At 66.8% G+C, this 17300-nt stretch carries 18 protein-coding genes; 9 read left to right on the top strand and 9 right to left on the bottom strand.

Annotation, left to right across the window (positions count from 1 at the left end; genetic code table 11):
- Positions 1 to 202 precede the first annotated feature (202 nt).
- The 6 genes from EJI00_RS08950 (at position 203) to rtcA (ending at position 6938) form a co-directional block, all read left to right on the top strand.
- Positions 203 to 1756, top strand: coding sequence for a vWA domain-containing protein (locus EJI00_RS08950; RefSeq protein WP_126747100.1), 1554 nt, complete (start codon positions 203 to 205; stop codon positions 1754 to 1756).
- A 351-nt stretch (positions 1757 to 2107) separates the two neighbouring features.
- Positions 2108 to 3331 (top strand): RtcB family protein, encoded by a 1224-nt coding sequence (locus EJI00_RS08945; protein ID WP_126747099.1) that lies wholly within the window; start codon positions 2108 to 2110, stop codon positions 3329 to 3331.
- 58 nt (positions 3332 to 3389) lie between these two features.
- Entirely contained in the window at positions 3390 to 4043 is a 654-nt protein-coding gene (locus EJI00_RS08940; RefSeq protein WP_126747098.1) for a zinc-ribbon domain containing protein, read from the top strand.
- Positions 4040 to 5011: a ribonuclease Z gene (locus tag EJI00_RS08935; RefSeq protein ID WP_126747097.1), complete on the top strand. Its 972-nt coding sequence runs from the start codon at positions 4040 to 4042 to the stop codon at positions 5009 to 5011. Before EJI00_RS08940 ends, EJI00_RS08935 begins: the two co-directional genes overlap by 4 nt.
- 32 nt (positions 5012 to 5043) lie before the next feature.
- Complete coding sequence (locus EJI00_RS08930) at positions 5044 to 5904, top strand: nucleotidyltransferase domain-containing protein (protein WP_126747096.1); 861 nt, start codon at positions 5044 to 5046, stop codon at positions 5902 to 5904.
- Positions 5901 to 6938: an RNA 3'-terminal phosphate cyclase gene (gene rtcA / locus EJI00_RS08925; protein ID WP_126747095.1), complete on the top strand. Its 1038-nt coding sequence runs from the start codon at positions 5901 to 5903 to the stop codon at positions 6936 to 6938. Before EJI00_RS08930 ends, rtcA begins: the two co-directional genes overlap by 4 nt.
- 9 nt (positions 6939 to 6947) lie before the next feature.
- On the opposite strand, the gene EJI00_RS08920 is transcribed toward rtcA, so the two are convergent.
- Together EJI00_RS08920 and EJI00_RS08915 are read right to left on the bottom strand one after the other, a co-directional pair.
- Entirely contained in the window at positions 6948 to 7304 is a 357-nt protein-coding gene (locus tag EJI00_RS08920; protein WP_126747094.1) for an alpha/beta hydrolase, read from the bottom strand.
- 119 nt (positions 7305 to 7423) lie between these two features.
- On the bottom strand, positions 7424 to 9091 hold the full coding sequence (locus EJI00_RS08915; protein ID WP_126747093.1) for an adenylate/guanylate cyclase domain-containing protein: 1668 nt from the start codon (positions 9089 to 9091) through the stop codon (positions 7424 to 7426).
- A gap of 29 nt (positions 9092 to 9120) precedes the next feature.
- On the opposite strand from EJI00_RS08915, the gene EJI00_RS08910 reads away from it, so the two are divergent.
- Positions 9121 to 9870, top strand: coding sequence for a Crp/Fnr family transcriptional regulator (locus tag EJI00_RS08910; RefSeq protein WP_126747092.1), 750 nt, complete (start codon positions 9121 to 9123; stop codon positions 9868 to 9870).
- An 18-nt stretch (positions 9871 to 9888) separates the two neighbouring features.
- Here the strand turns inward: EJI00_RS08910 and EJI00_RS08905 are convergent, their stop codons facing one another.
- Positions 9889 to 10362: a DoxX family protein gene (locus EJI00_RS08905; RefSeq protein ID WP_126747091.1), complete on the bottom strand. Its 474-nt coding sequence runs from the start codon at positions 10360 to 10362 to the stop codon at positions 9889 to 9891.
- Positions 10363 to 10588: 226 nt separating this feature from the next.
- Between EJI00_RS08905 and EJI00_RS08900 the strand changes: the two genes are divergently transcribed.
- Positions 10589 to 11347 (top strand): sulfite exporter TauE/SafE family protein, encoded by a 759-nt coding sequence (locus EJI00_RS08900; protein WP_126747090.1) that lies wholly within the window; start codon positions 10589 to 10591, stop codon positions 11345 to 11347.
- A gap of 15 nt (positions 11348 to 11362) precedes the next feature.
- On the opposite strand, the gene EJI00_RS08895 is transcribed toward EJI00_RS08900, so the two are convergent.
- The 4 genes from EJI00_RS08895 to EJI00_RS08880 all read right to left on the bottom strand — a co-directional run bounded on the left by EJI00_RS08895 (position 11363) and on the right by EJI00_RS08880 (position 14193).
- Positions 11363 to 11722, bottom strand: a complete 360-nt coding sequence (locus tag EJI00_RS08895) for a DUF1428 domain-containing protein (protein WP_126747089.1) — start codon at positions 11720 to 11722, stop codon at positions 11363 to 11365.
- Between the two features lie 64 nt (positions 11723 to 11786).
- Positions 11787 to 13283: a DHA2 family efflux MFS transporter permease subunit gene (locus EJI00_RS08890; RefSeq protein WP_126747088.1), complete on the bottom strand. Its 1497-nt coding sequence runs from the start codon at positions 13281 to 13283 to the stop codon at positions 11787 to 11789.
- A 37-nt stretch (positions 13284 to 13320) separates the two neighbouring features.
- Entirely contained in the window at positions 13321 to 13740 is a 420-nt protein-coding gene (locus EJI00_RS08885) for a VOC family protein (RefSeq protein ID WP_093016673.1), read from the bottom strand.
- 18 nt (positions 13741 to 13758) lie between these two features.
- Entirely contained in the window at positions 13759 to 14193 is a 435-nt protein-coding gene (locus EJI00_RS08880; RefSeq protein WP_126747087.1) for a VOC family protein, read from the bottom strand.
- Positions 14194 to 14320: 127 nt separating this feature from the next.
- Between EJI00_RS08880 and EJI00_RS08875 the strand changes: the two genes are divergently transcribed.
- On the top strand, positions 14321 to 14983 hold the full coding sequence (locus EJI00_RS08875; protein ID WP_126747086.1) for a TetR/AcrR family transcriptional regulator: 663 nt from the start codon (positions 14321 to 14323) through the stop codon (positions 14981 to 14983).
- Positions 14984 to 15008: 25 nt separating this feature from the next.
- On the opposite strand, the gene EJI00_RS08870 is transcribed toward EJI00_RS08875, so the two are convergent.
- Positions 15009 to 15500 carry a MarR family winged helix-turn-helix transcriptional regulator gene (locus EJI00_RS08870; protein WP_126747085.1) on the bottom strand — a complete coding sequence of 164 codons (492 nt, stop codon included), beginning with the start codon at positions 15498 to 15500 and terminating at the stop codon, positions 15009 to 15011.
- 40 nt (positions 15501 to 15540) lie between these two features.
- Positions 15541 to 17298, bottom strand: coding sequence for an acyl-CoA dehydrogenase family protein (locus EJI00_RS08865; protein ID WP_126747084.1), 1758 nt, complete (start codon positions 17296 to 17298; stop codon positions 15541 to 15543).
- Positions 17299 to 17300 lie beyond the last annotated feature (2 nt).

Raw genomic sequence — 17300 nt, 5'->3', positions numbered from 1 at the left:
GACTATCCAAAATTATAAGAAATTCCGTCCATTTGAGCCTGCTGAATTTGGTGCGACCAGCAGAAAATCAGAAAAATCTTTTTCATATCAACAACTTAATTCAGCTGTCGCTACGGAGCTGCTGGCTGGCACACCCGTTGCAATAAGGATCACACGTTCAAGAAAACGAACGAACAAAAAGAACGCCACAAGGAGAAGTCACATGGCCAACCTTCAACTCTTCCAGACCCTGCGCGGCGCGCTGCTGCCTTCGGCCAACACGCTCAACGAAGCGGGCGGCGCAGCGTACGCGCTGTCGCCAAAGCACCAGCTGGCGCAGCTCGCGGCCACCGGCTGCCTGAACAGCACCTTCTATGCGCAAGCGCAGGACCAGCTCGACACCGTGCTGGCACTGGCCCGCGAAGTCGATCCGGTGTTCGTCGCCAAGACGGCCGTGTACGCACGCCGCGCCGGCCACATGAAGGACATGCCTGCGCTGCTGGCCGCCACGCTGGCGGTGCGCGACGTAGCACTGCTTGCCAAGGTGTTCGGCCGCGTGGTCGACAACGGCAAGATGCTGCGCAACTTCGTGCAGATGCTGCGTTCCGGCGCGGTGGGCCGCAAGTCGCTCGGCACGCGTCCGAAGAAGCTCGTGCAGCAATGGCTGCTCGAAGCAACCGAGGCGCAGCTGCTCAACGCTGCCGTGGGCAACACGCCCTCGCTGGCCGACGTGGTGAAGATGGTTCACCCGAAGCCCGCCGAAGCCTGGCGCGCCGCATGGTTCGCATGGCTGATCGATCGTCCGTATGCGCTGGAGGCGCTGCCTCCGGTGACGCAGGCCTTCGAACGCTTCAAGCGCGACCGTACGCAAGAGGTGCCCGACGTGCCGTTCCAGATGCTGACCGCGCTGGAGCTGGACGCCCAAGCCTGGGCGCAGATCGCGCAGCGCGGATCGTGGCAGATGGTGCGTCAGAACCTGAACACCTTTGCGCGCCACGGCGTGTTCGAGCTGCCCGGCCTCGCGGAAGCGGTGGCTGCCAAGCTGCGCGACCCGCAGGCCGTGGCCAAGGCGCGCGTGCTGCCGTACCAGCTGATGGCGGCCTACACCGCAACCGGCGCCGAGGTGCCGGTGGCAGTGAAGGAAGCGCTGCAGGACGCGATGGAACTCGCGCTGGCCAATGTGCCGGTGCTCGAGGGCCGCGTGGTGGTGTGCCCCGACGTGTCGGGCTCCATGAGCTCGCCGGTGACGGGCCACCGCGGTTCTGCGACCACAGCGGTGCGCTGCATCGACGTGGCCGCGCTGGTGGCTGCCGCCGTGCTGCGCCGCAATGCGGGTGCGCGTGTGCTGCCCTTCGAGACGAAGGTGGTGTCGCTGGAGCTGAATCCGCGCGATTCGGTAATGACCAACGCAGCCAAGCTGGCGGCGGTGGGCGGCGGCGGTACCTCGTGCAGCGCGCCGCTGGCGCTGCTGAACAAGGAGAAGGCGCAGGCGGACCTGGTGGTGCTGGTGTCGGACAACGAATCGTGGGCCGACCGTGCACGTGGCCGAGGTACGGCGACCATGCAGGAGTGGGAGGCGTTCAAGCAGCGCAATCCCAAGGCGCGGCTGGTGTGCATCGACATCCAGCCCTATGCGACCACCCAGGCGCAGGAGCGCGGCGATGTGCTGAACATCGGCGGCTTCAGCGACGAAGTGTTCAAGCTGCTGGCGGTGTATTCCGCGGGCGGCCTGGGCGCCGACCACTGGGTGGGTGTGATCGAAGCGACTTCGATCTGAGAGAAGAAAAGAGAAAAGGGCGCCGCGGGCTTCGGCCCGTGGTGCCCGGCTCGAAATGATTTGAATGTCGTCGTTCGGCGAATGCAGATGCGAGTACATCCAACCATGTTCTTCCTCGCATCGATTGTTGGTCGCCGAACGGGGATGAGGTTTTTTGCAGCGAATGCTGGCGGAACTACAGACTCTTAATCTCGTGGTCGCGGGTTCGAATCCCGCCGGTCGCAAGACCGTAGCTCAGTGGTAGAGCACGACGTTTCGCCGATTCTTGTCGCTGCTTTTTTATGGCAAGTGCGGATATCGAATCCGGCGCTTGAATCACACAGTCGTGAAGAATAGATTGGAGAGAGAAAAATGGAACAGAACTACAAACTGCATGAAGTAGCCAACGGCGTCCCTGTAAAAATGTGGACGAACGGCGTGCCTGTGGAAGACGAGGCGCAGAAGCAGCTCGAGAACGCGGCGCGCCTGCCCATCGTGTTCAAGCACATCGCGGCCATGCCCGACGTGCACTACGGCATCGGCGCGACCGTGGGCTCGGTGATCCCGACCTTCAAGGCCATCATTCCCGCCGCAGTGGGCGTGGACATCGGCTGCGGAATGATGGCCTGCAAGACCACGCTCAACGCACGCGACCTGCCCGATAACCTGGGACCGCTGCGTTCTGCGATCGAGAAGGCCGTGCCGCACGGATCGAACCCCAAGCGCATGGGCCGCGACAAGGGCTCGTGGGAAACGCCGCCCGATGAAACCGATGCGGCCTGGGCCAGGCTGGTGGATGAGTTCGACCTGATCTGCGAGGACTACCCGCGCCTGAAGAACACCAACAACCACAAGCACCTGGGCACGCTGGGTACCGGCAACCACTTCATCGAGGTGTGCCTCGACGAGGCGGGTGCCGTGTGGTTCATGCTGCACTCGGGTTCGCGCGGCGTGGGCAATGCCATCGGCACGCACTTCATCGAACTCGCGAAGAAGGACGCCGAGCTGCACCAGCGCAACCTGCCCGACCAGGACCTGGCGTACTTCGAGGAAGGCGCCAAGTACTTCGGCGACTACGTGCGCGCGGTGGGCTGGGCCCAGAAGTTCGCGCGTGCCAACCGCGAGGTGATGATGCAGCGCGTGGTCGCGGCCGCGCGCAAGGTCATCGCCAAGCCGTTCGAGGCGCATGTGGAAGCGGTGAACTGCCACCACAACTACGTGAGCCGCGAAACGCACTTCGGCGAAGACGTGCTCGTCACGCGCAAGGGCGCGGTGAGCGCCAAGGCCGGCGAACTCGGGATCATCCCCGGCAGCATGGGTGCCAAGAGCTACATCGTGCGCGGAAAGGGCAACCCCGAGAGCTTCATGAGCTGCAGCCACGGCGCAGGCCGCAAGATGAGCCGCACCAAGGCGAAGAAGCTCTTCACCATCGCCGACCAAATCGCCGCGACCGAGGGTGTGGAATGCCGCAAGGACGCCGACGTGATCGACGAAATTCCAATGGCCTACAAGGACATCGATGCGGTGATGGAAGCGCAGAAAGACCTGGTGGAGGTGGTTTACACGCTCAAGCAGGTGGTTTGCGTGAAGGGTTAGAAGCCCGCGCTGGTCCGAGGACGGAGGGCGTGTGCAACGGCAATCGAGTAAATAAACAATGAAAAGCAACAAGCAACGCCGCGCCGAAATCAAGGCGCACCGCCTCGAACGCGCCGCCGCGCTGAAGGTGCAACTGCGTACGCAAGACGCCCGCCAGCTGTCGGCGGGCGGTCTCGTGCCGGGCATGGCCATGGCCGACAAGTCGCGGCTTGCGCACTACAACACCACCTTTGGCGAAGTGCCGGATTTCTATCTCGATCAGGCCTACACCTGCCGTGATTGCGGCGCCAAAGAGGTGTGGACGGCCAAGCAACAGAAGTGGTGGCACGAAGTCGCGCAGGGCTCGGTGTACAGCCACGCGGTTCGATGCCGTGCATGCCGGCAGGCCCGCCGGGCCCTGCGCGATGCGGCGCTTCGGAACGAAGGCGCGAACCTGCTGGGCGACGAGGTGGCCCGGTTGCGCGCGCTTGCTGCCGAAAAGCCTGACGCTGCTGCATTGGCTCAGATAGAGGCGGCCTTGCAAAGCAAGTGGCGCAGCCTGCGTGTGGTGGCCATCGAGGTCATGGGATGCTGGGGCGGTCCCGAACAGATTGCACAACTGGAGGCTTTGGTGGCCGCCCGCCCAAGCGGGCAGAACCATCGTGTTTGGGAGCGCGAGGCGGCGGACGCTGCAGCCAAGGCGCTGCGCCGTCTGGCGGAGCTACGGCCATGATGTTGAAACTCACTTTTCTGGGTACGTCCTCAGGCACACCCACGCGCCAGCGCAACGTCTCCGGCCTTGCGGTGCAGACCGTGCTCGGTGCCGACTGGTTCCTTGTCGATTGCGGCGAAGGCACGCAGCACCGCCTGCAGAAAACGCCGCTGTCGCTGCACGACATGACTGCTGTCTGCATCACGCATGTGCACGGCGACCATTGCTACGGCCTGCCGGGTCTGCTCGCGAGCGCGGGCATGGGCAAGCGCACCAGGCCGCTGAAGCTGATTGCGCCGCTGCCGGTGTGGCAGTGGTTCGAGGCGACGCGCCGGTTGACGGACCTGCATCTGCCGTACGAGGTCGAGCATATGGATCTCGGCGCCGAGGCGCTGGTCCACGAAGCCCCGGGCCTTCGCATCGAGCGCCATGTGCTGCGCCACCGGGTGCCGAGCCACGCCTACCGCGTGCAGGTGCAAACCCGGCGCGTGCGACTCAAGGCCGACGCCTTGCGTGCGGCCGGCCTGCCGCCCGGGCCCGCATGGCGCGCGCTGCAGAACGGCGAAGACGTGCCTTTCAACGGCGCGATGCTGCGCAGTGCCGACTTTGCAGAGACGCAGATCGACACCGCAAGCGCCGTGCTGGGAGGCGACAACGCCGAGCCCGCAATGCTGCGCACGGCCTGTGAAGGTGCGCAACTGTTGGTGCACGAGGCCACCTACACGCAGGAGGCGCTCGACAAGGTTGGCGCCGGGCCCATGCACAGCTCCGCGCGCTTGGTGGCCGAGTTTGCGCAATCCGCCAAAGTGCCCAACCTGGTGCTGACGCACCTGAGTCCGCGCCACCAGAACGAAGAGGGGATGGCGGCGCTGATGGCGGAAACCCAGGCCCACTACAGCGGCAACGCGTTCCTGGCCAACGACCTGGACGTTTTTGAACTCGACGGCGCCGGCAAAGTGGCTGTCACCCGTGCCCGATCGGATGAATGAAAAAATCCGGCGGCAAGAAGAAGTTTTTATTCATGAGCAACAAAGAACAAGAATTCCTGCGCTCGGCGCACCCCATCGATCCCGCCATGCGCGTGCAGATCATGGATGCCCTGCGCGACATCGAAACGCGCCATGACGTCACGGTGCTGTTCGCCTGCGAATCCGATAGCCGCGGCTGGGGCTTTGCCTCGCCCGACAGCGACTATGACGTGCGCTTCATCTACGTGAACCGCCTGCCGTGGTACCTCACGGTTACCCCGCAGCGTGACGTGATCGAGCTGCCGATCAGTGGCGACCTCGACGTGAACGGATGGGACCTGCGCAAGGCGCTGGGCCTCATGCGCGAGTCGAACCCCACGCTGCTCGAGTGGCTGCGCTCGCCGGTGGTGTACCGTGAAGACGAGGCGGCCATGCCGCGTTTTCGTGCGCTCTCGGAGGCCGTGTTTTCCAACGCGCGTGGCTGGCATCACTACGCTTCGATGGCAAAGAAGAACTTCCGCGAGCACCTGCAGGCGGAAGAGGTGCGCTACAAGAAATACCTCTATGTGCTGCGCCCGCTGCTGGCCGCGCGATGGATCCGCACGCAGCCCGGCGTGCCGCCGATGCGCTTTGCCGACCTCGCGCAGAAAACGCTCGACCCCGTGCGCGATTCCGCGCTGATCGAAGAAATCAACGCGCTGCTCGAAGTGAAGATGCGCGCCGGAGAAGCCGCCACCAGCCCGCGCTGGCCGGGCATTCACGCGTTCATCGAAGGCGAACTGGTGGCCAATGCAGCCGAACCTGTCACACCGCTGCCGCAGGCCGAGGGTGCAGGGCTCGATGCGTTTCTCTGCGAGACCGTGCTGCGCTTCGACGCGGCCGCGTCCGCAGTGAAGAACGGAGGCCGCGCATGATTGAACTCGACGGCTCGCAGGGCGAGGGCGGCGGCCAGATCCTGCGCACCAGCCTCGCGTTGTCGGTGACAACGGGCCAGCCCGTTGCCATCGAGAAGATTCGCGCGGGCCGCGCCAAGCCGGGCCTGATGCGCCAGCACCTCGCCTGCGTTCACGCCGCGGCCGAAATCAGCGGCGCGCAGGTCGAAGGGGCCGAGCTCGGATCGCAATCGCTGCGCTTCGTGCCCGGTCCGGTGCGTGCGGGCGACTACAGCTTCACGATTGCGAGCGCGGGCAGCTGCATGCTGGTGCTTCAAACGGTACTGCCGCCGCTGCTGCTGGCCGGCACGCCGAGCCGCGTGCAGCTGCGCGGCGGCACGCACAACCCAATGGCGCCGCCGTTCCACTTTCTGGAGCGGGCCTTTGCGCCGCTGGTGCGCCGCCTGGGCGCGGACCTGCAACTGGTGCTGCGCCGCTGCGGCTTTTATCCCGCCGGCGGCGGCGAGGTCGACGCGACCATCGTTCCGTCGGCCGACGGGCTGAAGCCCTTCGACCTGATAGAGCGCGGCGCATTGCTGTCGGGCCATGCCGAGTGCCTGGCGCCGGGGCTCGCACGGCACATTGCCACGCGCGAGCTGGAAACACTGGGCAAGGCGATGGGCTGGTCGGGCGAGCAACTGCGCGTCGGCACGGCGCGGCAGAACGAAGGGCCGGGCAACGCGCTGCTCGCCACGCTGGCCTACGAGCACGTGACCGAGGTCTTCACGGCCTTCGGCGAAAAGACGCTGAGCGCAGAGCAGGTGGCGCATGCGCTGGTGAGGGAGCTGCGCGACTTCCAGAAGAGCCAGGCGGCCGTGGGGCCGCATCTGGCCGACCAGCTGGCGCTGCTGCTGGGCCTGGCTGCATGGCAAAGCGGCGATGCGGCCGCCTTCACCTGCAGCCAGGTGACCGAGCACACGCGAACCAATTGCGCGGTGATCGAGCGCTTTCTGCCGGTGCGCTATGCCATCGAAGAATTCGCTGGCGCGGCCACCGTGAAGGTGGCGCGGGCCTGAGCGGTTGCCTTACAGGCCGGCTTGCTGCGTGAACGAAACGGCAGGCTTGCTGTAAGCCGATGGCACCTGGTCGCGATAGAAGGCACGGCGATCCAGGCTTTGCAGCGGATCGTGCGCGGCGGCCACGGCCTGGGCGCGCACCGCATTGCGGTCGAGCGTGGATTGGACGGCCACCACGCCTTCCGCGGCGCTGTCCGAATACGTGTTGCCGCCGCGCGCAGCCGCCACGGCTTCGGCCTGCACGTCCGCACGGTTGGCGTACGACGTGAGGGCCTGCACGCCTTCGTAGGTTTCGGCATGTGCACCCGCGGCGCCCAGCATGGCGAGTGCGGCGGCGGAAACGGCGATGAGTTGCTTCGTGTTCATGATGAGAGTCCCCTAGGCTGAAAGTGGTGTGGTCGGCGGACATTCGTCGTTGCCACAGATGCAGTGTGAAACTGCTCCGCAGCCCGCGCTGTGCGTTTGCGCACCGCTTTTGGCAATTGCTACAGGGGCGTTGCCAAGAGGACGGGCTGCGAACAGATCACCGCAAGCGGCTCGGAGCGCCCACGCACCACCAGCGTGTCGACCTGCTCCGCGGCGTGCGCCAGGCCGGCCTGCTGCGCCGCGAACAACGAAACCACCAGCCTCGATGCGGCGGCCTTGGAATGGTCCTGCAGCCGGCTTGCCGTGTTGACCACTTCGCCGATGGCGGTGAAGGTGGTCGTGTCGAGGTAGCCCACTTCGCCCACCGCCGCACGCCCGGCGTGCAGGCCCATGCCAAAGTCCAGCCGCTGGCCGAATTGCGCCTCGAAGCCTTCGCTCCAGGCGTCCATGCGCTCGCCGATGAGCTCGGTCGCGCGCAGCGCCTGGCGGCACGCGGTGGGCAGGTCGGTCTCGAGCCCGAAGATCGCCATCACGCTGTCGCCGATGAACTGGTTGGGCACGCCGCCGCTTTCTCGCACGGCCGCACCCACCGTCGCAAAGTAGCGGTCGAGCACATAGGCCAGGTCGAACGGCCATTGCCGCTCCGACAGGCCCGACCAGCGCCGCAGGTCCACGAACAGAATGGCCACGTCGCGCTCGCGGCCGAAGCTGCTGACTGGCGCCGGCCGGCCGCTGTTGGGTGGCGGGGCGAACAGCGGAGTGACCTCGATGTCGCCGCGGGGCCGCAGCTGGCAGGCCAGCCGCACGTCGCCGGGCGCACGCACGCGCTCAAGCGTTCGCTGCTCGTCACGGCCCGGTTCGCCGATGTGTTCGGCGGGGCCGAGCACGCGCACGCGGCATGTCGAGCAGCGCGCCCGTCCGCCGCACACCGAAAGATGGGCGATGCCGTGCGAGCGGCTCGCCTCCAGCACGCTCCAGCCGCGCGGCACCTGCACGGTGCGTCCGGGGTAACGCAGCGAAACCGAAAGCCCGCACGGCCGGCGCGCCAGCCAGTGGCGCGCTCCAAACGCTGCCAGCAGGGCGGCCAGGCCAAGTGCGTAGAAGACCTCGATGCCGGTTTCCACGGCGTCGAGCGTGCGGCCCTGGGCAGCGTTCGGCACCACTGCGGGCGGTACGCCTGTCCACTGGAACTCGCGTCCCATGGAGACGAAACCCATCGCCGCGGCAAGGGGCAGCACGACTGCAAGGGCAAGCAGCAGATGGGAGAAGCGGCGGTAGCTCGGCCGTGCCCGCAGCGCAAAGTGCATGCCGATGCAGCCGTGCGTCCAGGCCGCGAACATCATGGCGAGCTGCGCCGTGGCGCCCGGCAGGTTCCACCGTCCCCAGACGACGCGCGCATACGAGCCTTCGATGCCGTAGGCCTGGTAGGCGCCGCGCATGGCCGTCAGGTGGGCGATCAGCAGCAGCGGCAGCGCGAAGCCCAGCAGTATGCGCAGGCCTTCGAGCGGGGGCATGCGCAGCGTGCGGCGCTCCCACAGCGCGGCCCCGGCAAGCGCCAGGTGAACGGTCGCGGCGCCGTACAGCAGCAGCGTGCCCGGCAGGCTGTGCCAGAAGTGCTGCACGCCGCGCAGCACCGTTTCGGCCGCGGCAAAGGAGACGATGCCCAGCGAATGGTTGAGCAAATGCGCCGTCACATAGGCCATCAGCACGAGCCCGCTTGCCCAGCGGAGATTGCGCCGGGTCGGCAGTCTCGGCAAAAAAGGGGCTTGGGGGGAACGTCTGTCCATGAACGGGTTCGAAGGGGCACCCGAGCATAATGCGCGCGCCCCTCTCACCCGGCATGGCCCCAACTACTCCTTCGACCACTCTCCGTTCCAGCCTTGCGCTGCGCCGCATCGCGCTGCTCGAGGGGCTTTCCGACCAGCGCCTGGACCTGGTCGCGCAGCAGTGCCTGTGGCACAGCGTGGAGGCCGGCAAGCCGTTGCTGCTGCGCGCCGAACAGCAAGGCGACGTGTTCCTGCTGGTCTCGGGGCGGGTGCGGGTCACCACTTATTCAGCCAACGGCCGGCAGGTCACCTTCAGGGATTCGGAAGCCGGCGAGCACTTCGGCGACATTGCCGCCATCGACGGCGGGCCGCGCTCCGCCGATGTGGTCACGCTCGAACCCAGCGTGCTCGCCAGCCTCGACAGGCTTTCCTTCATGGCCCTGCTGCGCGACGAGCCGCTGGTGGCCGAGCGCGTGATGCAGCGGCTCGCATCATTGGTGCGACAGCTGTCGGAACGCGTGATCGACCTGAGCACGCTGGGTGTGCAGAACCGCTTGCATGCCGAATTGCTGCGGCTCGCACGAATCGCGGGCGTGGAAAGCAACCAGTCGAGGCTCGATCCGGCGCCCAAGCACGCGGCCCTGGCCAGCCAGATCAGCACCAACCGCGAGCAGGTGACGCGCGAACTCAATGTGCTGGTGCGCAGCGGCGTGCTGCGCAAGGACGGCAAGGCCCTGCTGGTGGCCGACGCCGCGCGGCTCGAGCGCATGGTGTCGCAAGTGCGCGGCGACGCGGGTTGAGCCGGCGGCTTGGCCGGCTCAGTTCCAGCGGCCGCGCAGGCCCGCCAGGCTGAAGCGGCCCGCGCCCAGCAGCACCACGGCCAGCGCGCCGAACAGGTACAGGCCCTGCAGTTCGAGCGCCCAGCCCCCTTGCTTGGTCAGGGCGAACAGGTCGGTCATGTGCACCAGGCCGAAGGCCGCGAGCATGTTGATGACGACCACGCCGGCGGCGGCGCGGGTCCAGAAGCCGGCAATCATGAGCAGCGGCGCCGCGATCTCGCCCACGTACACCAGGTAGGCCAGCCCGCCCGGCAGGCCGGCCTTCACCAGAATGGCGCTGACAAAGCCCACGCCGGCCGAAATCTTGAAAATGCCGTGCAGCAGCACGAGCACGCCGATGGCCACCCGCAGCAGCAGCTTGCCGGAATCGTCCAGCGTGGCGGGCGAGGGAGAAGCGAACGAAGATGCGATCGGCGCACGCGCGGAATCGGCGGCTACGGCCTGGGTGTTCATGGCAGATCCTTGAGGAAGTTGAAGGCCCGCCGCGGAGTGCGGCGGTTGCGGTTCCAGTGTGCGCAGCCGCGGCCGGCGCGGCTGTGCGTTTACGCACACGTTTGCGCAGGTGGCCGAAGAATCCTGCGGGGCCGGCGGCGTCCTGCTACGCTTGCACGGCCCGCCACACGGCGGGCTTTTTTCTGCGCCGCCACACGGCAGCGGACCTTTTTCTGCGCAGTCTTCCATGCTCTTTCCTGTCATCACCGATCCGCATTTCTATGCGGTTGCCGTTCCGGCCGTGCTGTTGCTCGGCATCAGCAAGAGCGGGTTCGGCGCCGGCTTCGGCTCGCTTGCGGTGCCGCTGATGGCGCTCGCGGTCACGGTGCCGCAGGCCGCGGCCATCCTGATGCCGCTGCTGCTGTTGATGGACTTGCTGGGGATTGCCGCCTTCCGGCGCGACTTCGACCGGGCGCTGCTCAAGTTCCTGGTTCCGTTCGGGCTGCTCGGCACGGTGATAGGTACGCTGCTGTTCCGAACGCTTTCGGCCCATACCGTGGCGGGTATCGTCGGCGTGTTCACGCTGCTGTTCCTTGCACAGCGGCTGGTGTTTCCGCCCAAGCCCGACGATCCGCTGCCTTCGCGCGCGGTCGGCGCGGCGCTCACCGCGGTGTCGGGCTTCACGAGCTTCATCGCGCACGCCGGCGGGCCGCCGATCAATGCCTACGTGATTCCGCTGCGGCTCAAGCCGGTGGCGTTCACGGCGACGATGGCCTACTTCTTCTTCGTGGTGAACCTGAGCAAGTGGATTCCGTACGCCTGGCTCGGACTCATCGACCTGCGCACCCTGGCCACCTCGGCGGTGCTGATGCCTCTTGCGCCGCTCGGCGTGTGGGTCGGCATTCGCATTGCGCGGCGCATCAGCGCCACGTGGTTCTACCGCTTCCTGTACCTCGGCATGCTGCTGACCGGGCTCAAGCTCGTCTACGACGGGTTTCTTGCCTGAGCCCGGCGCGCCCGGTCAGAACTCGACGATCGACTTGAACCCACCGAAGATCATCCGCTTCGCATCGAAGGGCATGGTCTTCGGGTCCATTGCGGCAATGCGCGGGTCGGCCATGATCTTGGCGTTGACCGTGTCGCGGTGCTTGCGCGACTTGTAGACGATCCACGAGAAGGCCACGGTTTCGTCCGCCTTCTGCTTCACGCTCTGCGGAAACGAAGTGAACTTGCCGGGCTTCACATCGTCGGCAATGCATTCCATGTATTCGAGCGCGCCGTATTCCATCCAGATCTTGCCGGCCTTGCGCGCCAGCTTGCGATATGCCTCGACGTTGTTCGAGGGAACGGGAACAAGAAAGCCATCGACATAGCGAGCCATTGAAAGTCTCCTTGAAAGAAACGGAAAGTAGAAAAGAAAAGCGGGCCGCCGAACGGGCGTGCCCTCAAGACGCCGCCGCACGGTTTGCCGTGCTTGCGGATGCCGCGGCCTCTTCGTTGTTGCTGTTGTTCTTGTCGTTCTGGGTCGACCCCGGAGATGCGGTGCGAAGCAGCAAGGCGCCGAGCAGTCCCGCCACCGCCGCAAACACGGCGCCGACAAGAAACGCAAGGTTGTAGCCACCGGTGAGGGCAAGAGGCAGCTGCGCCCCGGCTGCCTGCATCGAGCCGGTGCGAGCCGCGGCGGCACTGGCCAGCACGGCGAGCCCGAGCGCGCCGCCCATCATGAAGGCGGTGTTGACCACGCCCGAGGCCAGGCCCGAATCGGCCGGGTCGACCTCGCTCATGGCCGCGAGCAGCACCGGGTTGAACGCCATGCCGGCACCCAGGCCGAGCAGCATCATCCCGGGCAGCACGTCGACGACAAAGCTGCCGTTGACGGGCGCACGCGCGAAGAGCGCAAGGCCGATGGCCGCGAGCCACAGCCCGGCCGCGAGCGGCTTGCGGATGCCGAAGCGCATCACCAGCCTGGCCGAGAGGCCGAGCGAGAACACCGCCATGATGATGTTGGCCGGCAGGAAGGCAAGGCCGATCTGCATTGGCGTGTAGTTCAGCACCAGCTGCATGTACAGCGCGGAAATGAAGAACCACGCAAACATTGCCGCCGCCCACAGCACGCCCACCACGTTGGCGACCGACACGCTGCGCAGGCGGAAGAGGCCCAGCGGCATCAGCGGGTGCTGCACGCGCGCCTTGATGGTGATGAAGATCGCGAGCAGCACCACGGCGGCGCCGAGCAGGCCCAGCGTTTGCGTGGAACCCCAGCCGGCTTCGTTGCCGTTGACCACGCCGTAGACCGCGAGCATGAGCGACAGCGTGACGGTGACGGCGCCCGCCACGTCGAGCTTTTCGCCGTGCGCCTGGCCGCGCGCGTTGGGCAGCAGCGCCACGCACAGCGCATACACCGCCACGCCGATCGGCAGGTTCACCAGAAAGATCCAGTGCCAGCTCAGCGAGCTCGTGAGAAGCCCGCCCAGCAGCACGCCGATGCTGCCGCCGCCCGCGCAGACAAAGCCGTACACGCCCATCGCCTTCGCGCGGTCGGCCGGTTCGGTGAACAGGTTCATGATGAGCGAGAGCGAGACGGCCGAAACCACCGCGCCGCCCAGCCCCTGCACCGCGCGCGCCGCAATCAGCACGCCCTGCGAGTTGGCAATGCCGCAGGCGAGCGATGCGAGCGTGAAGAGCACGAGGCCGATGAGGAAGAGCCTGCGGTGCCCATACAGGTCGCCAAGCCGCCCGCCCAGCAGCAGGAAGCCGCCGAAGGTCAGCATGTAGGCGTTTACCACCCAGACCAGCGAGGTCTCGGTGAAGCCCAGGTCGGTGCGGATCGAAGGCAGCGCCACGTTCACGATCGTGGTGTCCAGCACGATCATCAGCACGCCGAGGCACAGCACCATCAATGCGAGCCAGCGCTTCCGGTTGTTGTCGAGTGTGTCGGTCATGAAGAATGATTCCCTGCAGTTTGCGAGTGAGGTGGTTTCAGACCAGCGGCTTGCCGCCGTTGATGAGCCACGGCGTGCCGAAGCGGTCGGTCACCATGCCGAAGCCCTCGACCCAGAAGGTCTTCTCGAAGGGCATGGAGACGGTGCCACCTTCGGCGAAGGCGTCGAACACGCGGCGCGCTTCGGCGACGGTCTCCAGGGTCAGCGCAACGCCGAAGCCCTTCATGCCTTCGTAGGTCTGGCCGGGCATGGTGTCGGAGGCCATGAGCATGCCGTCGCCGTAGGCAAGGGAGGCATGCATGATGCGCTTCTTGACGTCGGCCGGCATCTGCTCGGTATCGGGCGCTTCGCCGATGGTCATCATCATCTGCATGGTGCCGCCGAGCGTCTTCTCGTAGAAGCGCATGGCTTCGGCTGCGTTGCCGTCGAACGTGAGGTAGGCGTGAATGGGAGACATGGTGTTTCCTTTCGGCGGTTACTTTTGTGAATCCACCACCAGCATCCAGCCGATGCCGAAGCGATCGGTCAGCATGCCGAAGCTGGAACTGAAAAACGTCGGCGTCAGCGGCTGCATCACCTGGCCGCCATCGGCCAGCGCGTCGAACCATTGGCGCGCCTCGGCGTCTGTGCTGGCGCTGAGGGCGAGCATGATGCCCTTGAATTCCGCTTGGCCGGAACACCGTCCGTCGGAAGCCATCAGCTCGGTTTCGCCGATGCGCAAGACGGAGTGCATCACCTTGTCGGCGGCCGGCATGCCGCCGGCGCAACCTGCTTCAGCTTCGCCCGCCGGCATTTCGGGCGCGTCGCTGTAGCGCATGAGCTGCACGACTTCGGCGCCGAGCGCCTTCTTGTAGAACGCGATGGCTTCGTCGCAGCGGCCTTCGAACGACAGATAAGACTGGACTTTCATGGCAGATCCTTTGGACTGAGGAGGAAAGGGTGCGCAGAAGACCTGCGCGAATACGGAATACCTAGTTTGTGTACACCGTCCACAAAGAATAGCAGACATAATGGACACTGTCCACATGGAGATTCCGATGAGCCCCCCCGTCGTTCCGTCCGCCCCCGTTCCGCCTGCCGCCCGAAGGACCTACCGGCATGGCGACTTGCGACGGGCGCTGCTCGAAGCGGGCGTGGAGCTGGCCCGCGACGGCGGCCCCGATGCGGTGGCGCTGCGCGAGGTGACGCGGCGCGCGGGCGTGGTGCCGAACGCGGCGTACCGGCATTTCGCGAGCCGGCGCGAGTTGCTGCTGGCGGTGCGCGCAGCGGCGCTCTCGGCGGCTGCCGTCTCCATGGAAAAGGAACTGGCGGTACTGCACCGCGATCAGCCGCCCTTGGACTTTGCACGGGCGCAGGTGCGGGCCATCGGGACGGCCTATCTGCGTTTCGCGCAGGCCGAGCCCGGGCTTTTTCGCACGGCTTTCGTGGTGTCGTCTGAAGATGCCGAAGGCGAGGTGGGCCCGGCGAGCGTGGGCGCCAGCGGGATGGGGCCCTTTCAGCTGCTGGGCGCGGCAATCGACCGGCTCGTGGAGGTGGGCGCGCTCGAGGCTTCGCACCGGCCGGATGCCGAATACCTGGCCTGGTCGGCCGTGCACGGGCTGGCACTGCTGATCATCGACGGGCCGCTGAAAGGCATCGGCGCCGAAGCGGCCCACGCGCTCGGGCAGCGCCTGATCGACATGGTGGAGCGCGGCCTCTAGCCGCAGCTTCTCGGAGGCGGGGGGGCTACAGGTATATCTTCTGCAGCAGCCGGATCAGCGTTTCGCGTTCGCGCGCCGTGAGCCGTGCGCTGGCATCGGCCTCGAGCTGCGTCACTGTCTGCTCGGCCTCGCGAATGAGCTTGTCGCCCGCTTCGGTGAGATGCAGGCCGACGGCGCGGCCGTCGTGCGGATGCGGCTTGCGCTCGATGAGCCCGCGGCTGTCCAGCGTGGCCACCAGGCTCACCAGGTTGGGCGGCAGGATGTCGAGCGTGTTGCACAGCTGGCGCGACGTGGCGCCCGGGTTGTGCGCCAGCAGCGAGAGCACCGAAAAGTCGATCTGCTTGAGCCCGTAAGGCGCCATGCGTTCGGCGAAGACGCCGCTGATGATCAGCCAGGCGCGGCGCGCGTTGTAGCCGACCAGGGCTTCGAGCATGCGGGCATCGAGCCGGTCGGACTTGCCGTTGCCGGGCGCTGCCGGCTCTGCCTTGGCGGAACTGTTTTTGGATGGACGAGGCATGGCCCGAGCGTAACCCGCGGCCGGCCCGGCCGGGCTTCCGTCAGCTTGATGCAGCGGGAGTTTTTGCGGCGTCGTGCGACATGGCAACGGCTTCGCAGGCGCGCTTGACGATGCCCAGCCGCATCTCGAACTCGGGCAGCACCCAGCGCCGGAATGCCGCGGCGGGGCCGGCCCTGGCGGCGCGTTCCGCATCGGATGCCTCGGCCGCGTCGATGCGCGCCCAGGCCCAGGCCATCAGGGTGAGCATCACCACGCGCAGGTAGTCGTCGGCCACTTCGTAGGGCAGCACGGGGTTGGCATGTGCGGCCATGGCAATGGTGGTGCCCAGGTAGCGCAGCTGCGCGAGCCGGCGCTGCACGTCGGCATCGGCTTCGCGCGAGGCGTCGAGCGTGTCGCGCAGTTCAAGCAGCACGGCCGACATGGCGGCGCCGGCGTCGGGCAGCACCTTGCGCACCAGCAGGTCGATCGCCTGGATTTCGTTCGTGCCCTCGTAGATCATGGTGACGCGCGCATCGCGCACGATCTGTTCGATGCCCCATTCGCGCACGTAGCCGTGGCCGCCGAACACCTGCAGGCATTCGCTCGCGCCATGAAAGGCCTGCTGCGTGCAGGCGGCCTTCAGAACCGGGGTGACCAGCGAACACCAGCGCTGGGCGCGGTCGCGCGCCTTGGCGTCGGCATCGTGCGTGGCCACGTCGAGCATCAGCGCGGTGCGGTAGGCGAGCGTGCGGCCGGCCTCGACCCACGCGCGCTGCGTGTTCAGAATGCGCCGGACGGCAGGGTGTTCTGCAATCAGGTCGGCGGCTTCGGTGCCCCGGGTTGCGGGCAACGCGCCTGGGGCGCGCATCTGGCGGCGCTCCGCGGCGTAGGCATCGGCCTTCTGCCAGGCGGCATCGAGCAGGCCGACGCCCTGCAGCGCCACGTGCAGGCGCGCCGCATTCATCATCACGAACATCGCGGCCAGGCCGCGGCCCGGCTCGCCGACCAGCCAGCCCGCAGCTTCGTCGAAGCGCATGACGCAGGTCGGGCTGCCGTGCAGGCCCATTTTTTCTTCGATGCGTTCGCAATGCACCGCGTTGCGCGTGCCGTCCAGCAGCACCTTGGGTGCGAGCACCAGCGACAGGCCCTTGGGTCCCGCGGGCGCATCGGGCAAGCGGCAGAGCACCAGGTGCACGATGTTCGGCGTCAGGTCGTGCTCGCCGCCTGAAATGAAGATCTTGCCGCCGCTCACCCGCAGGCTGCCGTCGGCCTGCGGCACGGCGCGCGTGCGCACCTGGCCCAGGTCGCTGCCTGCGTGGGCTTCGGTCAGGCACATGGTGGCGAGCCATTCGCCCCTGGCGATCTTCGAGAGATAGCGGGCCTTCAGTTCGTCGCTGCCGTGATGTTTGAGGCAAGCGTAGGCGCCGTGCAGCAGGCCCGGCGCCATGGTGAACCCGTGGTTTGCTGCGCTCAGCCATTCGTAGAGAACGGCTTCGAGCACGGTCGGCAAGCCCTGGCCGCCGTCTTCCGGCGCCGCCGAAAGGCTGGGCCAGCCGCCGTCGACCAGCGCTTGGTAGGCCTCGCGAAAGCCTGGCGGCGTGGTGACTTCGCCGGCGGCGAAGCGACAGCCGATCTCGTCTCCGCCGCGGTTCGATGGCGCGACCGCCTCGGCCACGAAGCGTGCCGCTTCCTCCAGCACCTGGGCCTGCAGCGCCTCGTCGGCTTCGGCAAAGGGCGCGAGTGCGCCGAGCCGCACAGGCGCGTCGAGCACCGCGTTCAGGATGAATCGGCTGTCTTCGGGGCGGGGGCCGTAATCCATTG

The organism is Variovorax sp. DXTD-1, from assembly GCF_003984625.1.
GTDB lineage: Bacteria > Pseudomonadota > Gammaproteobacteria > Burkholderiales > Burkholderiaceae_C > Variovorax.
The sequence above is the reverse complement of the archived record's forward strand: the minus strand, read 5'-3'. Positions and strand labels throughout refer to the sequence as shown.

Excerpts from the sequence above, each read along its gene's own strand:
- EJI00_RS08885 (WP_093016673.1), bottom strand. The coding sequence starts at position 13,740 with ATGTCTCCCATTCACGCCTACCTCACGTTCGACGGCAACGCAGCCGAA.
- EJI00_RS08900 (WP_126747090.1), top strand. The coding sequence starts at position 10,589 with ATGCTCTTTCCTGTCATCACCGATCCGCATTTCTATGCGGTTGCCGTT.
- EJI00_RS08905 (WP_126747091.1), bottom strand. The coding sequence starts at position 10,362 with ATGAACACCCAGGCCGTAGCCGCCGATTCCGCGCGTGCGCCGATCGCA.
- EJI00_RS08945 (WP_126747099.1), top strand. The coding sequence starts at position 2,108 with ATGGAACAGAACTACAAACTGCATGAAGTAGCCAACGGCGTCCCTGTA.
- EJI00_RS08865 (WP_126747084.1), bottom strand. The coding sequence starts at position 17,298 with ATGGATTACGGCCCCCGCCCCGAAGACAGCCGATTCATCCTGAACGCG.
- EJI00_RS08895 (WP_126747089.1), bottom strand. The coding sequence starts at position 11,722 with ATGGCTCGCTATGTCGATGGCTTTCTTGTTCCCGTTCCCTCGAACAAC.
- EJI00_RS08940 (WP_126747098.1), top strand. The coding sequence starts at position 3,390 with ATGAAAAGCAACAAGCAACGCCGCGCCGAAATCAAGGCGCACCGCCTC.
- rtcA (WP_126747095.1), top strand. The coding sequence starts at position 5,901 with ATGATTGAACTCGACGGCTCGCAGGGCGAGGGCGGCGGCCAGATCCTG.
- EJI00_RS08935 (WP_126747097.1), top strand. The coding sequence starts at position 4,040 with ATGATGTTGAAACTCACTTTTCTGGGTACGTCCTCAGGCACACCCACG.
- EJI00_RS08870 (WP_126747085.1), bottom strand. The coding sequence starts at position 15,500 with ATGCCTCGTCCATCCAAAAACAGTTCCGCCAAGGCAGAGCCGGCAGCG.
- EJI00_RS08875 (WP_126747086.1), top strand. The coding sequence starts at position 14,321 with ATGAGCCCCCCCGTCGTTCCGTCCGCCCCCGTTCCGCCTGCCGCCCGA.
- EJI00_RS08930 (WP_126747096.1), top strand. The coding sequence starts at position 5,044 with ATGAGCAACAAAGAACAAGAATTCCTGCGCTCGGCGCACCCCATCGAT.
- EJI00_RS08920 (WP_126747094.1), bottom strand. The coding sequence starts at position 7,304 with ATGAACACGAAGCAACTCATCGCCGTTTCCGCCGCCGCACTCGCCATG.
- EJI00_RS08950 (WP_126747100.1), top strand. The coding sequence starts at position 203 with ATGGCCAACCTTCAACTCTTCCAGACCCTGCGCGGCGCGCTGCTGCCT.
- EJI00_RS08890 (WP_126747088.1), bottom strand. The coding sequence starts at position 13,283 with ATGACCGACACACTCGACAACAACCGGAAGCGCTGGCTCGCATTGATG.
- EJI00_RS08880 (WP_126747087.1), bottom strand. The coding sequence starts at position 14,193 with ATGAAAGTCCAGTCTTATCTGTCGTTCGAAGGCCGCTGCGACGAAGCC.
- EJI00_RS08915 (WP_126747093.1), bottom strand. The coding sequence starts at position 9,091 with ATGGACAGACGTTCCCCCCAAGCCCCTTTTTTGCCGAGACTGCCGACC.
- EJI00_RS08910 (WP_126747092.1), top strand. The coding sequence starts at position 9,121 with ATGCGCGCGCCCCTCTCACCCGGCATGGCCCCAACTACTCCTTCGACC.